At 65.2% G+C, this 13,829-nt stretch carries 12 protein-coding genes and 1 pseudogene; 2 read left to right on the top strand and 11 right to left on the bottom strand.

Annotation, left to right across the window (positions count from 1 at the left end):
• The first annotated feature begins 114 nt into the window (after window positions 1–114).
• Together ACN6PJ_RS26120 and ACN6PJ_RS26115 are read left to right on the top strand one after the other, a co-directional pair.
• Entirely contained in the window at window positions 115–2,412 is a 2,298-nt protein-coding gene (locus ACN6PJ_RS26120; RefSeq protein WP_427998694.1) for an NADP-dependent malic enzyme, read from the top strand.
• A gap of 119 nt (window positions 2,413–2,531) precedes the next feature.
• Entirely contained in the window at window positions 2,532–2,984 is a 453-nt protein-coding gene (locus ACN6PJ_RS26115; protein ID WP_427998693.1) for a DUF2214 family protein, read from the top strand.
• A 28-nt stretch (window positions 2,985–3,012) separates the two neighbouring features.
• Here the strand turns inward: ACN6PJ_RS26115 and ACN6PJ_RS26110 are convergent, their stop codons facing one another.
• From ACN6PJ_RS26110 to sdhB, 11 genes and pseudogenes are all read right to left on the bottom strand, one after another.
• The gene (locus tag ACN6PJ_RS26110) at window positions 3,013–4,113 is read right to left on the bottom strand and encodes a hypothetical protein (protein WP_427997528.1); all 1,101 of its coding nucleotides are present in this window, start codon (window positions 4,111–4,113) and stop codon (window positions 3,013–3,015) included.
• Window positions 4,114–4,200: 87 nt separating this feature from the next.
• Window positions 4,201–4,896, bottom strand: a complete 696-nt coding sequence (locus ACN6PJ_RS26105) for an ABC transporter ATP-binding protein (RefSeq protein WP_427998692.1) — start codon at window positions 4,894–4,896, stop codon at window positions 4,201–4,203.
• A complete protein-coding gene (locus ACN6PJ_RS26100) occupies window positions 4,893–5,621 on the bottom strand; it encodes an ATP-binding cassette domain-containing protein (protein ID WP_427998691.1) in 729 nt (242 codons plus the stop codon). Before ACN6PJ_RS26100 ends, ACN6PJ_RS26105 begins: the two co-directional genes overlap by 4 nt.
• Window positions 5,618–6,664: a branched-chain amino acid ABC transporter permease gene (locus ACN6PJ_RS26095; RefSeq protein ID WP_427998690.1), complete on the bottom strand. Its 1,047-nt coding sequence runs from the start codon at window positions 6,662–6,664 to the stop codon at window positions 5,618–5,620. The genes ACN6PJ_RS26100 and ACN6PJ_RS26095 overlap by 4 nt, the downstream gene beginning before the upstream one ends.
• A 1-nt stretch (window position 6,665) precedes the next feature.
• Entirely contained in the window at window positions 6,666–7,526 is an 861-nt protein-coding gene (locus ACN6PJ_RS26090) for a branched-chain amino acid ABC transporter permease (protein ID WP_427998689.1), read from the bottom strand.
• 73 nt (window positions 7,527–7,599) lie between these two features.
• Window positions 7,600–8,838 (bottom strand): ABC transporter substrate-binding protein, encoded by a 1,239-nt coding sequence (locus ACN6PJ_RS26085; RefSeq protein ID WP_427998688.1) that lies wholly within the window; start codon window positions 8,836–8,838, stop codon window positions 7,600–7,602.
• Between the two features lie 95 nt (window positions 8,839–8,933).
• Window positions 8,934–10,349: an amidase gene (locus ACN6PJ_RS26080; protein ID WP_427998687.1), complete on the bottom strand. Its 1,416-nt coding sequence runs from the start codon at window positions 10,347–10,349 to the stop codon at window positions 8,934–8,936.
• 233 nt (window positions 10,350–10,582) lie between these two features.
• Window positions 10,583–11,530 carry a helix-turn-helix domain-containing protein gene (locus ACN6PJ_RS26075; protein ID WP_427998686.1) on the bottom strand — a complete coding sequence of 316 codons (948 nt, stop codon included), beginning with the start codon at window positions 11,528–11,530 and terminating at the stop codon, window positions 10,583–10,585.
• A gap of 302 nt (window positions 11,531–11,832) precedes the next feature.
• Window positions 11,833–13,143 (bottom strand): citrate synthase, encoded by a 1,311-nt coding sequence (gltA, locus tag ACN6PJ_RS26070; protein WP_427998685.1) that lies wholly within the window; start codon window positions 13,141–13,143, stop codon window positions 11,833–11,835.
• Window positions 13,144–13,162: 19 nt separating this feature from the next.
• Window positions 13,163–13,423 (bottom strand): succinate dehydrogenase assembly factor 2, encoded by a 261-nt coding sequence (locus ACN6PJ_RS26065; protein WP_043542897.1) that lies wholly within the window; start codon window positions 13,421–13,423, stop codon window positions 13,163–13,165.
• A gap of 184 nt (window positions 13,424–13,607) precedes the next feature.
• Window positions 13,608–13,829, bottom strand: a pseudogene (gene sdhB, locus ACN6PJ_RS26060) (succinate dehydrogenase iron-sulfur subunit); the annotation flags it as partial.

Raw genomic sequence — 13,829 nt, 5'->3', positions numbered from 1 at the left:
CTTTCTGGTGAAATACGGGTGTTCCCAAGCATTGCCAATACATGACGGCGGGCCGCGAGCCCGCCTTTTGCAGTCCGTTTTCTTTTCTGTTTTACGCCCCAGAGGCCTGTATCCATGGACGAAACTCTCACCAAACTGGCGTTGGATTACCACGCCTACCCCACCCCGGGCAAAATCTCGGTCACCCCCACCAAGACCCTGGCCAACCAGGATGACCTGTCCCTGGCCTACTCCCCCGGCGTGGCGGCCGCCTGCATGGCCATCTTCGACCAAGGCGACGACGCCGCCTCGAAGTACACCTCGCGCGGCAACCTGGTGGGCGTGATCACCAACGGCACCGCCGTGCTGGGCCTGGGCAACATCGGTCCGCTGGCCGCCAAGCCGGTCATGGAAGGCAAGGGCTGCCTGTTCAAGAAATTCGCCGGCATCGACGTGTTCGACATCGAACTCGCCGAAAACGACCCGGACAAGCTGGTCGACATCATCGCCGCGCTGGAACCCACGCTGGGCGGCGTCAACCTTGAAGACATCAAGGCGCCCGAGTGCTTCTACATCGAGAAGAAGCTGCGCGAGCGCATGAAGATCCCCGTCTTCCACGACGACCAGCACGGCACCGCCATCATTTCGTCGGCCGCGATCCTGAACGGCCTGAAGGTCGTGGGCAAGGACATCGGCTCGGTCAAGCTGGCCTGCTCGGGCGCCGGCGCCGCCGCCATCGCCTGCCTGGACCTGCTGGTGCACCTGGGCGTCAAGCGCGAGAACATCTACGTGGTGGACTCGCGCGGCGTGATCTGGGACGGCCGCGATGAAAACATGGAAGCCAACAAGAAGCGCTACGCGCAGAAGACCGACGCGCGCACGCTGGCCGACGTGGTCAACGGCGCCGACGTGTTCCTGGGCTGCTCCACCGCCGGCGTGCTGACCGCCGACATGGTCAAGACCATGGCCGCCAGCCCGCTGATCCTGGCGCTGGCCAACCCGGAACCCGAAATCCGTCCGGAAGTCGCCAAGGCGGCGCGTCCCGACTGCATCATCGCCACCGGCCGTTCGGACTATCCGAACCAGGTCAACAACGTGCTGTGCTTCCCGTTCATCTTCCGCGGCGCCATGGACGCCGGCGCCTCGCGCATCACGGAAGAAATGAAGCTCGCCTGCGTCAAGGCCATCGCCGAACTGGCGCAAGCCGAGCAGAACGATGAAGTGGCGCGCGCCTACGCCGGCCAGGAACTGTCCTTCGGTCCGGACTACATCATTCCCAAGCCGTTCGACCCGCGCCTGATCGTCCAGATCGCGCCGGCCGTGGCCCAGGCCGCCGCCGATTCCGGCGTGGCGGCGCGGCCCATCGAGGATATCGAAGCCTACCGCCAGAAGCTGATGGGCTTCGTATACCACTCCGGCCAGCTGATGCGTCCGCTGTTCGCCCAGGCCAAGAAGGCGCCCAAGCGCGTCATCTACGCCGACGGCGAAGACGAGCGCGTGCTGCGCGCCGTGCAGACCGTCAGCGACGAAAAGCTGGCGTTCCCGATCCTGGTCGGCCGCCCGTCCGTGATCGAGATGCGCATCAAGAAGTTCGGCCTGCGCCTGATCCCCGGCCAGAATTTCGAGATCGTGGATCCCGAGGACGACAGCCGCTTCAACGAAACCTGGAACGCCTACTACCAGCTCAAGGGCCGCGAAGGCGTGACGCCGGCCATCGCCAAGGCGATGATCCGCAAGCACAACACGCTGATCGGCGCGATGCTGCTGCGCCGTGGAGACGCCGACGCCCTGCTCTGCGGCGTGGCCAGCAAGTACGACAACCAGCTCAAGTATGTCGATGAGATCATCGGCCGGAAGGAAGGCCAGACCTACGCCGCCCTGAACGTGCTGATGCTGCCCGACCAGACCTTGTTCGTCACCGACACGCACGTCAACGAAAACCCGACGTCCGAAGAAGTGGCCAACATCACGATCCAGGCCGCCGACGAGATGCTGCGCTTTGGCGTGGTGCCGAAGATCGCCCTGCTGTCGCACTCCAACTTCGGCAGCCGCGCGACGGACTCGTCGCGCAAGATGGCCGCCGCCAGCCAGCTGGTGCGTGATCGCGCCCCCGACCTGGAAGTCGACGGCGAAATGCACGCCGACGCCGCGCTGTCGGAAAAGATCCGCATGCTGGCCTATCCGGACAGCACGCTGAAGGGCCGCGCGAACCTGCTGGTCATGCCCAACCTGGACACCGGCAACATCACGTACAACATGCTGAAGATGACCGGCAGCAACGGTATCGCGATGGGCCCGATCCTGCTGGGCGCGGCGCGTCCCGTGCACATCCTGACCACCAGCGCCACCGTGCGCCGCATCGTCAACATGACGGCGCTGGCCGTGGTGGACGCGCAGCAGGAAGCCGCCGAGGCCGCCAAGAAGCGCCGCTGACCCAACCGTTCGGGCGCCCCAGGCGCCCGGCACGCAAAGCGCCCCTCGGGGCGCTTTTTTCTTGGCCCCTCACCAGGGAATGGTAAAACCATGCTTGTCCCCGCCTTCCTGGAGCCCCCATGCTGCAAGACGCCCTGCTCGCCTGGTTTCACTACCTGGCCATTTTCGTGCTCGTGGTCATCATGACGGCCGAGGCCGTCCTGCTGCGCCCCGGACTGGCGCCCGACACGGTTCGCCGCCTGGCCCTGTACGACCGCTTCTACGGCGTCTCGGCGGTGGCCGTGCTGGTCACCGGGGTGCTGCGCCTCATGCTCGGCGCCAAGGGCGCGGCGTTCTACATGGCCAACCCCTGGTTCCACGCCAAGATCGCGCTCTTCGTCCTGATCGCCCTCTGTTCGATCCCGCCTACCCTCGCGTTCATCCGCTGGCGCAAGCAGGCTGCCACGCAGCCCGGCTTCGTGCCGCCCGAGGCCGACATCCGCCGCGCGCGCCGCTGGGTGATGATCGAATCCCACCTGTTCATCTTCCTGCCGCTGTTCGCGGTGCTGATGGCGCGCGGCATCGGCATGTAGCGCCCGGCCCCGCTCCGGGCCGGCGCGTTCAGGAGGGGCAGCGCACCGACGCCTGCGGCGGCGCCCCTTCCACCTCGATGGTGGCGAACAGCATCACGCCCGCCTCGGCGTTCGGCAGCGTGGCCAGCACCTCGCCGTCCCCCCGCTGCACCACCGACATGCCCTCGGACAGCGCCTCGCCGTCGTCGCGCAGCACCGTCATGCCATGGTCCGGGGTGAGCACCCAGGCGTCCGGCAGGCGCCGGTTCAGCGGATAGGCGGTGGACTGGACCCGCGTGCCCGCGGGATAGCGATAGGGCCCCAGCCGCAGCGGGCAGGCCAGCGCCGCGCTCGCCACGCCCAGCAAACGATGCGTGTCGTCCAGGCGCAGCCCGGGACGCCCGAGCAACATCCCGGACACCGCCAGGGGCTCGGGCGAATCGACGCTCACGTACCAGTTCAGCGGCTCCACGTGCCCGTTCGTGTAGGTCTCGCCCTTTCTCGCCCGGACCTCGGCGCCGGCCGGCAACGCGATCCCTCCCGCGCGATTGCCCGCGCCCAGCGTGCAGGATTCGAACTCGGGACGGGCGTCTTTTTTCTCGACGCTGAATTCGACCTTTTCCGTGGTGTCGCAGCGCCAGCCCGCCACATCCTGCACGCCCGCGCCCCAGAGGTACAGCGTGTGCGGATGCGCGCCGAGTTCCTCGTAGGTTTCCCGGTCGTACTCGGTGCGCAGGTAACGCACGATACGCGTGGCCTGCATGCCGAATGCCGGAACCGGCGCCTCGAACGTCGCCTCGGTGTAGCGTTCGGGCTGGCCTTCCCTCGCCAGCACGAGGCGCGCGCCCGCGGGCATGGCCACGCCGCCCAGCGTCTGCGGCTGCGCCAGCGTCACGCGCCGCGCCGCCTCCAGGCGGTCATGTTCGCGGTCCACGGTCCAGGACACGTACCGGATGAAGACATAGAAGGCGGACAAGGCGGCCAGCGCCAGCAGCGCGCCGCCGTGCAGCCAGGGGCGGCGCCCGAACCGCTGCCTTGCGCGGCGGCTGGCAGCCAGCACCGCCAACCATCCCAGCAATGCCAGGCCCGCGAGCTGGGAAACGAAAAGGAAGACGAAGAATTCCGTCGACGGCAGCGAAATCGGGATCATGGCGGCGATGATACGCGAACCGCCGCCTCGGTCGGGATGCCGCGCCCCCGCGCCGGTCCGGACGCCGACAGCCCCCTGTCCCACGCCTCAGGTGAAATGATCCAGGACGGATTCGTCCGTCAATTCGTCCGGCTGCAAGGCCCGCGTGATGGTGCCTTTGTGGATCAGCAGCACGCGGTCCGACAGCTGGCGAATGAAATCGATGTTCTGCTCCACCAGCACGATCGCCAGCCCCAGGCGCTCGCGGATGTCCTTCAGCTTATCCACGATTTCATCGATGATGGACGGCTGGATGCCCTCCGTGGGTTCGTCGAGCAGCAGCAGCCTCGGCCGCGCGACCAGGGCCCGCGCCAGCGCCAGCAGTTGCTGCTCCCCGCCGCTGAGCGCGCCGCCGGGACGTCCGGCCAACGGCTTCAGGCGCGGGTACTCATCCAGGATTTCCTCCACGTCCATGCTGCGCCCGGGGTTCGCCTTGGCTGAAAAACGGAGATTGTCCAGCACCGACAAGCCCGGAAAAATGCCCCGCCCCTGGGGCACGTAGCCCATGCCCATCCGGGCGCGCAGGTGGGATGGCAAGCGGGTGATGTCCGAGTCCCGCAGACGTGCGGCGCCAGCCGTCGCCGGCAGCACGCCCATCAGCGTCTTCAGCAACGTGGACTTGCCCATGCCGTTGTGGCCGAGCACGCCCAGGAACTCCGCCTCGGCGACGTGGAATTGAACGCCCTCCAGGACCGGGATGCGGCCGTAGCCGGAAGACAGATTGTTGACCGTCAGCAAGTTCATGCGCCGCGCCCCCGCCCCAAATAGACATCGCGTACCTGCGGATCGGCGATGATCTCCCCAAACGAGCCTTCCATCAGGATGCCGCCTTGATGAAACACCGTGACCTTGCGCGCGATCTTGCCGATGAAGGCCATGTCGTGCTCGACCACCACCACGGCCGCCCGCAGGTTCAGCTCGTGTATCAGGTCCGCCATGCGCTGGGTTTCCTCGTCGCTCATCCCGGCCGCGGGTTCGTCGAGCAGGATCACCTTCGGATCGCGCGCCACGACCATGCCGATCTCCACCCACTGCCGCTGGCCATGGGCCAACTCGCCCACCAGCTTTCGGGAAACGCCCTCCAGGCCGAGACGGGTCTTTATCTGCTCGGCCCGGTCGAGCGCCCTGCGGGAGCCGCAGGCGCTCAAGGCGGCCAGCCACAGGTTCTCGTCCACGGTCAGTCCGTCCAGCACGGTCGGCACCTGGTTCTTGATACCCATGCCCCGCTTGGCGATGGCGTGCTGCTGCGCATGCCGGATGCTGCGCCCGTCGAACAGGATGTCTCCCTCCGAGGGCGCGAGCTGGCCGCTGAGCAGCTTGAAGAAGGTGCTCTTGCCGGCGCCGTTGGGCCCGATCAGGCACCTCAGCTCGCCCCGGCGCAAGACGAAATCGATATTGCCCAGCGCCTTGACCCCGCCGAAGCGCTTGCCCACGCCCCGAGCCTCCAGAATGATGTCCTGGTCCGTCATCGCTCGCCTCCCGCGCGCCGTTGCGGCGCAAGGCGGGCAATCAGGCTTTGGCTCGCCGGCGCCAACCCCTGCGGAAACAGCAACACGCAGACGATCAGTATGAATCCCAGCGCCAGCGTGACCTGGCCCACGCCCACCGTGCCCAGCCAGGTGGTGAGGTACTGGATGAGCAGCGTGCCGAGGATCGGCCCCGCCAGGATGGAGCGCCCGCCCACGATGACCCAGATGACCACCATCGCGGCCTGATTGAGGCTGAACATCTCCGGGCCGACGAAGTTCCCCCACAGCGCGTACAGGCCTCCGGCCAGGCCGGCCAGTCCGCCGGAGATGACGAAGGCCATCAGCTTGTACAGCCGGCTGTCGTAGCCCAGCAACTCCATGCGTTTGTCGTTTTCCCGCAGCCCCACCAGCACGCGTCCCGTCGGGCTGGCCAGGAACAGGCGGATGCCCACGTACGCCAAGGCCAGGAAGAACAAGGCGAGGTAGAAAATGCCTTCGATGGATTGCAGGTCGAGCGGCCCGATCCGCAGAGGCAGCCCCGGCACGCCGGGTATGCCGTTCTGGCCGTTGAGCCGCACGGCGCCGATGACGTATTCGGGTCCCGAGGTGGCGCGCACGCCCTTCTCGAAGATCAGCGTGACGACCAGCGTGATGACGCTCAGGTAGATATCGCTGATCCGGCCGTACATCATGAAATAGCCCAGCAGTACCGCGAACAGCATGGGCACGACGGCCGCCAATGCCAGTGCCGCCACGGGCAGATCGGTATTCAGGCTGAACAGGGCATAGGCATAGCCGCCCAGGCCAAAGAAAATCGTCTGGCCGAAGCTCAGGATCCCGACGTAGCCCCACAGCAATCCCATGCTCAGCGCCAGCAGCGACAGGATCATCACCAGCGACAGGTCCAGCTGGAGCGCCGTGTCGGCGTACCGGGGCACGGCCAGCATCAGCGCTACGCAAACGCCCACCGATGCCCACCAGGGCCATCGGGGCCGGCGTCCGGCATGCGCGTCGAAACTCATGGAAAACGTATGGCTGCTCATGCTACATACCTCGCTTCATTCTGCCTGTGATGCCCAGGGGGAGCATGCGCAGCAGGAGAACCGCCGCGATCAGCATGCTGACCTCGCCCAGGACCGAGCTGTAGGCATAGGACACCACGCCGTCGATCGCCCCGAACAGGGAGGAGGCCGCGCTCGCGCCCACCAGGGGCAGGTGGCCGCCTACGATGACCGTGATGAATGCCTTGGCCACGAAAAAGCCGCCCATGGCGGGACTCACGCCGGTCAACGGCGCCAGCGCCGCGCCGGCGAGCCCGGCCAGGCAGGACCCCAGCCCGAACGTGGACATGTACACACGGTCTCGATCCACGCCCAGGCAAGCGGCCATCTCCGAGGCCTGCATGGTTCCGCGCACGATCAGGCCCGCCTTGGTCCGAACCGCCAGCCACCAGCACAGCGCGACCAGCGAGAAGGAAAACGCGCAGATCGCGAGGTTGTAGGAGGAGACGCTCATGCCGCCCAGGCTGACGTTGGCGAAGTCCGTCGACATTCCCATGCTGGATGCGCCGAACACGGTGGTGGCCGCCCCGACGAACAACAGCGACAGGCCCCACGTGGCCAATAAGGTGTCGACCATCCGTCCGTAGAGGAAGCGGATGACGAGCCGCTCGACCACGATGCCGGCAATGCCCGCGATCGCCCCGCCGGCCAGTACGCCCAGCCACAGCGGCGCGCCGGCATTGGCGGACAGCACGCACGCGTATCCTCCCACCATCATGAATTCGCCGTGGGCCAGGTTAATGACCTTCATCATGCCGAATATCACCGCCAGCCCCAGACTGATCAGCAACATCAGGGAGATCGAGAATACGACTAGGTAAAGACCGGTGTATAGCGATGTCACGCGGCGCTCCTAAGCGGATGGTTGACGTCCGCCAGGGCCGTCGGCGTAGCCGCGGCCCTGGCGGTCCCGGCACCTAGAGCTTGGGCTCGTATTGCCTGGTGTCGTCGGGGTTGCGCCTCAGGTCGCATACCGCTTGCGTATCGGTGGGCTGGCGCTGGGGGAACGACTTGATCACGTCGAAACCCTTGTCCTTGTTGCCGATGGCGATATGGATATCCATGACGACGTGATTGGACTGCTCATCGATGGAGTACAGCCCGCCGGGGCCGTCGTACCGGGTTCCGGGCAATGCGGCGATGACCTTGTCCGGCTCCACGCTGCCGGCGCGCCGGACGGCCTCGGCCCACAGCATCATGCCGCGGTAGCCGTACTCCCCATACTCGCCGATGTAATCGGATTCCCCGGTGAAGTCCGCGAAACGCTTGACGAATGTCCTGGCCGCGTCGGTGGGCAGCGTGTCGATGAAGGACGCGGCGATGATGGTGCCGTCATTCTCCTGCGCGCTGAGCATGGCGTTCTCCCTGGCGGCGCCGTACACCGTGCCGATCAGCGTCATGTTCTTCTTGCCTATGGTCGATTCGAACTGGCGGTAGAAGCTCATATGGGCATCGCCGACCAGGGCGGACCATACCGCGTCGGGCTTGGCGGCCTGGATGCGGCTGAGCGCGGGCGCGAAGTTCGTCACGTCCAGGGGAAAGAACTCGACGGCCACGTCCTTGCCGCCCTTTTCCCGGATGAACTTCTGGAGCCATTTACTGGTGATCTGGCCGTAGTTGTAGTCGGCCGCCAGGATGTAGTGCGTCTTGGCGTTGCGCTCTTTGATCACGTAGTCGACCAGCGGGTCCAGTTCCTGCCCCGGCACCATGCCGGGACACACGTGACGGCGATCGCACACGCCGCCTTCGTACAAGGCGTTGTAGAAGTACAGCCCTTTGAAGCGCTGCACGATCGGCCTGACCACTTCGCGCGCGGAACTGGCGACCGCGCCGTGGATGACGTCGGCCTTGTCGCGGACGAACGCCTGGGTCGCGTATTGCGAATAGAGCCGGTTGCTGGACTGCGTGTCGTAGAAGTTGACCTCCACTTTCCGGCCCAGCAGGCCGCCCGATGCATTGATCTCGTCGGCCGCCATGGCGACCGCCTTGATCTGCTTCAGGCAGTAGTTGTTCAAGACGCCGGTCTTGTCGAGCAGGTTGGCCACCTTGATCGGCTTGGACGAATCGATTTGCGCCTGCGCGAGCAGATCGAAGCTGCTGGCGTAGGCCAGCACGCCGGCCGCGGTTCTGATGAAACCCCGTCTATTGAGAGACATGGACGCTCCTTCGTTGAATTGCCCCCGCCGGCGTCTCCCGCCGGCGGCGATCCTGCGGCCGCGCGCGGCCCCGATGCGGACGCGCGCCGGCTCGGTCAAGCATCGGCCAGATCGGGATGCCTGCGATGCCAATCCGTCATTTGCTGATACGCATGCGCGGCGCGCACGATCAGGTCTTCACGAAAATCGGCGCCCACGAACTGGAAGCCGATCGGCGTTCCGGCTCCGTCGAGAAAGCCGCCGGGCAAGGTGATGGTGGGCACGCCCGCCATGTCCAACGGCGCCGTGTAGCGCATCATGGCGAACCAGATGTCCACATAGGCCTGGCCGGTAACGTGCATTTGCGCCACCGTCGGCGAGGCGATCGGCGTGGTAGGAATCAAGAGCACGTCCACCGTTTGCATCAGGGCCCGCATCCTGCCCGTGTAGGCGGCTCGCTGCAGCAGGACTTTCTGGTAGTCGATGCCGCTCTGGGCCATGCCCATCTCGATCAGGTTGGCCAATGCCGGCCCGTAGGAGCCCTTGTGCTGCGCATACGTTTCTTCATGCGCCACGGCCGCTTCGATGCTGCACAGGTTGAACCAGTTGCGCTGCACGTCGGTCGAATCGGGCGCCTTGACCTCGACGATTTCCGCGCCCAGTTTCGCCATTACGGCAACGGCCTCGTCCATCATCTTGCGCGTCGGCGCATCGACATCGTCATGGTTCCACCGAGAATCGACGCCGACGCGCAGCCCCTTCACGCCTCGTTCCATCTCGCTCAGATAGTCGGGAACCGGCAACTGACTGGCCGTCGGATCGTTCTCGTCGGCGCCCGCGATGACCTGGAGCATCGCGGCCGAATCCTCCGCGCTGCGCGTCATCGGCCCCAGGTGATCGAGCGATGCGGCCAGCTCGAACGCGCCATAGCGGCTGACGCGTCCCCAGGTCGGCTTGATGCCGGACAGTCCGCAAGCCGCGGAGGGGAAACGGATCGAGCCGCCGGTATCGGTGCCGATCGCGCCGTAGCAAAGGCCGGCAGCCGGCGCCACGCCCGATCCGCTGGACGACACGCCGGTCCAGTGCGCGGGATTCCAGGGATTGATGGGCGGATCGATGTCCGGATGATGGTCCGTGAGCGCGCCCTCGGTCAGCTGGACCTTGCCCAGCAGGACCGCACCGGACTCCCGCAGGCGCTTCACCACCGTGCCGTCCTCCCGGGATTGAAACTCCCGGTATACCGTCGTTCCGAACGCCGTCGGCGCATCGGCGGTCCAGCACAGGTCTTTCACGGCGACGGGAACCCCATGCAGGGGGCCGCGCACCTGGCCCTGGGCGATCTCCCGGTCCGCCTGGCGGGCGGCCGCCATCGCGCCGTCCTTCATCAGCAGAACGTAGCTCTTGAGACGGCCGTCCAATCTGTCGATGCGTTCGAACTGCCGTTCGGTGACGGTTTCGGAAGAGACCTCGCCGGATTGAATGGCCTTGCCGATTTCGCGCAGTCCCAGGTAATGCAGATCGTCGTGATTCATTCCGTCCTCCTTGACGTCAACCGACAGAAACCGCCAGACGCCATCGTCTTGCGCGGCTTGGAATAGCCTGATGCGTGCCTGGAAGCAGATTACGGCGCGCGCCGAACGGTTTCTTGTTCGTGACCGCCAGTCGATTTGACTCTGACAGCCACGCACGCAGCGCGGGAGCGGGAGGAAAAAAAAAGCCCGCTGAACCCTGGCCGGGCTTCAGCGGGCTGCCGGGCGGGCGCCGTTCAGCGCCTGGCTCTGCTCAGCAGGTCTTTCGGCGAATGGCCATAGCAGAGTTTGAAAATCCGGCTGAAATGCGAAACGTCGTTGAATCCATTGCGGAACGCCGCCTCGGTCACCTGGCGCGCCCTGCCCTCCTTCAGCGAACAATAGGCGGATTCAAGCCGCCGCTGCCAGACCCAGCGCATGGGCGTGGTGCCGCTCTCGGCGAACATGCGGGTAAGCGTGCGCTCGGATACGCGCAAGGCAATGGCTATCCGGTCCACCGTGAGGTGGGGATCGTCCAGGTGGGACTCGACGTACTGCTTGGCGCTTCCAAGCAATCTCTCGCGTTCGCTGGCGGCCGAGTCGCTGCCGGCCATCTGCATCTGGATCGTCGCCGCCAGCAAGTCGAGCAAGGAGGCGGCAAATTGGGTTTGCACGCCGGCAGGCAGATCCTCGGAAAAGTTGATGTCGGCGGCGGACCGAATCGTGTGGAACAGCAGGCCGGTGATGGGCTTGTCCGGCATGAAGCGCATGGCCGTATAGCGTTCCGCCAGCGGGGCGCGATACAGCAATTGCTTGCGCGGAATACGCAGCAGCAAAACGGACTCGGGCGTCATATCGTAGGTGAACAGGCGCTCGGCGTCGTACAGGGCGATATCGCCATTGTTGATTTGCGTGGAACGGCCCGATTGCGACAGCTGGCCGGTTCCGGACTCCATCAGCGTCAACAGGAACGCTTCGTTCGCATCCCGGCGCACGTGCCTGGCCGCGCGCTGCCACACGTGGCGGGGAGAAGACATCCGCGATATCTCGATCTCGTCGATCGACTTGGCGGCGTACCTGCCGATGAAACTGCCTGAGCTGTCGATGGTGCTGTCGGCCTGCACGCAATGTTTGCAGACGACTTCGTTCCAGTACTCGGGCCGCTGGCGCTCACTCACCTTCTCGGTCGAATAGTTCAGCTTCATTTCCCCTCCGGCGGGGCCAGTGCCAGAGATTGACACGGATTTTGCGGAAATACGGCTTATCGGTCCTCTTGCTGCCTGCTGCTCCCTGCGTGCTGCCGGGCGGGGAGTTCGCCCCCGCTTTGTCCCGAAGATTCTGCCAAAAGGCAACTGCCTTTGAATTGGTATTTACCCGTTGCCCCATCGATCCCTCGGGCCGGCGCATCCGCGCTTGCGGAGGGGAGCGGATACGCCGCTGGATGCAGCCAGCGCCCATGAAAAAACCCGCCACGAGGGCGGGTTTTCCGGTGCGGACCGCTAGCGGATCAACGCTTGTCCATCGGGGGCACGTCGCGCGTGACCGAGCCGGTGAACAGCTGGCGGGGACGGCCGATCTTGTAGTCGGGATCCGACAGCATTTCGTTCCACTGGGCGATCCAGCCCACCGTGCGGGCCAGCGCGAAGATGGCCGTGAACAGCGAGGTCGGGATGCCGATGGCGCGCTGGACGATACCCGAGTAGAAGTCCACGTTCGGGTACAGCTTGCGCTGCACGAAGTACGGATCTTCCAGGGCGATGCGTTCCAGTTCCATGGCCAGCTTGAACAGCGGGTCGTTTTCCAGGCCCAGGGCCGAGAGCACTTCCTTGCAGGTTTCCTGCATCAGCTTGGCGCGCGGGTCGTAGTTCTTGTAGACGCGGTGGCCAAAGCCCATCAGGCGCACGCCCGAGTTCTTGTCCTTGACCTTCTCCATGAACTCGCCGACCTTGGCGATGCCGCCGTTGGCTTGCAGTTCTTCGAGCATCTGCAGGCAAGCTTCGTTGGCGCCGCCGTGAGCCGGGCCCCACAGGCAAGCCACGCCGGCCGAGATGGCGGCGAACGGGTTGGTGCCCGACGAACCGCACAGGCGGACGGTCGAGGTCGACGCGTTTTGCTCGTGGTCGGCGTGCAGGATGAAGATGCGGTCCAGCGCGCGCTCGACGACTTCATTGACCTTGTAGTCTTCGCACGGCGTGGCGAACATCATGCGCAGGAAGTTGCCCGTGTAGGACAGGTCGTTCTGCGGATAGATGAACGGTTGGCCTTGCGAGTACTTGTACGCCATCGCAACCAGCGTCGGCATCTTGGCGATCAGGCGGATGGCCGAGATGTGGCGATGCTGCGGGTTCGTGATGTCGGTGGAGTCGTGATAGAACGCGGACAGCGCGCCGACCAGGCCCGTCAGGACGGCCATCGGGTGCGCGTCGCGGCGGAAGCCGCGCAGGAAGAAATGCAGCTGCTCGTTCACCATCGTGTGATGGGTGACTTGCGAGTCGAAATCGGCCTTCTGGTCCTTGTTGGGCAGTTCGCCGTTCAGGATCAGGTAGCAGATGTCCATGAAATCGCAATTCACGGCCAGCTGCTCGATGGGGAAGCCGCGATACAGCAGTTCGCCCTTGTCGCCGTCGATGTACGTGATGCCCGATTCGCAGGCGGCGGTGGACATGAAGCCCGGGTCAAACGTGAACATGCCCGTCTGGCCGTAAAGCTTGCGGATGTCGATCACATCCGGACCGACCGTGCCCTTGTAGACAGGGAACTCAATGGGAGCGCTGCCATCCGAGAAGGATAGCGTGGCTTTTTTGTCAGACAGGTTCATGTTTTTTCCTCTCAATTAATCAGAGCGCGCGCATCTGGCCAATAATGCCCCGGAGCCTGGGCGTGTCCAGCTCGCCTTCGAGCTCCTTGCGGGCCAGCAGCAGATCGAGCAGGTCGTTGTCTCCCAATTCGAAAAGCTGCGTCAATGCGGCTACGTCATCATCGGTAAGCTCGGCCTCGTGGGCGTCCAGATACCGGGTGATGATCAAGTCGTTTTCGAGCAGACCGCGACGCGCCCGCCAACGCAGACGTGCCCGCTCTAGTTCAGTAAGCCTGCTCATCGTTACACCTTAATAAAAGCCCCCACGCCGCGCCCGCCATGCGGGCTTGCCGTCCCCCGGAGGGGAGGCTTGCCTTGGGGCGGCCCGGCGGCGAAACGCATCCGGGCCAGACCGTCTGGCGGGCTTGCTCCCCCCGGAAGGGCCAAACTCCGAGGGGGGCGGCGATAAAAAAACCCGCTTGAAACTAGACCGTGCGGCGAACCAACAGTTCCTTGATCTTGCCGATCGCCTTGGTCGGGTTCAGGCCCTTGGGACAGACGTCGACGCAGTTCATGATGGTGTGGCAGCGGAACAGGCGGTACGGATCGTCCAGGTTGTCCAGGCGCGAGCCCGTGGCTTCGTCGCGGCTGTCGGCGATGAAGCGGTAGGCTTGCAGCAGGCCGGCCGGGCCGACGAACTTGTCCGG

It is taken from the genome of Achromobacter sp. (assembly GCF_050285585.1).
GTDB lineage: Bacteria > Pseudomonadota > Gammaproteobacteria > Burkholderiales > Burkholderiaceae_B > Achromobacter.
The sequence above is the reverse complement of the archived record's forward strand: the minus strand, read 5'-3'. Positions and strand labels throughout refer to the sequence as shown.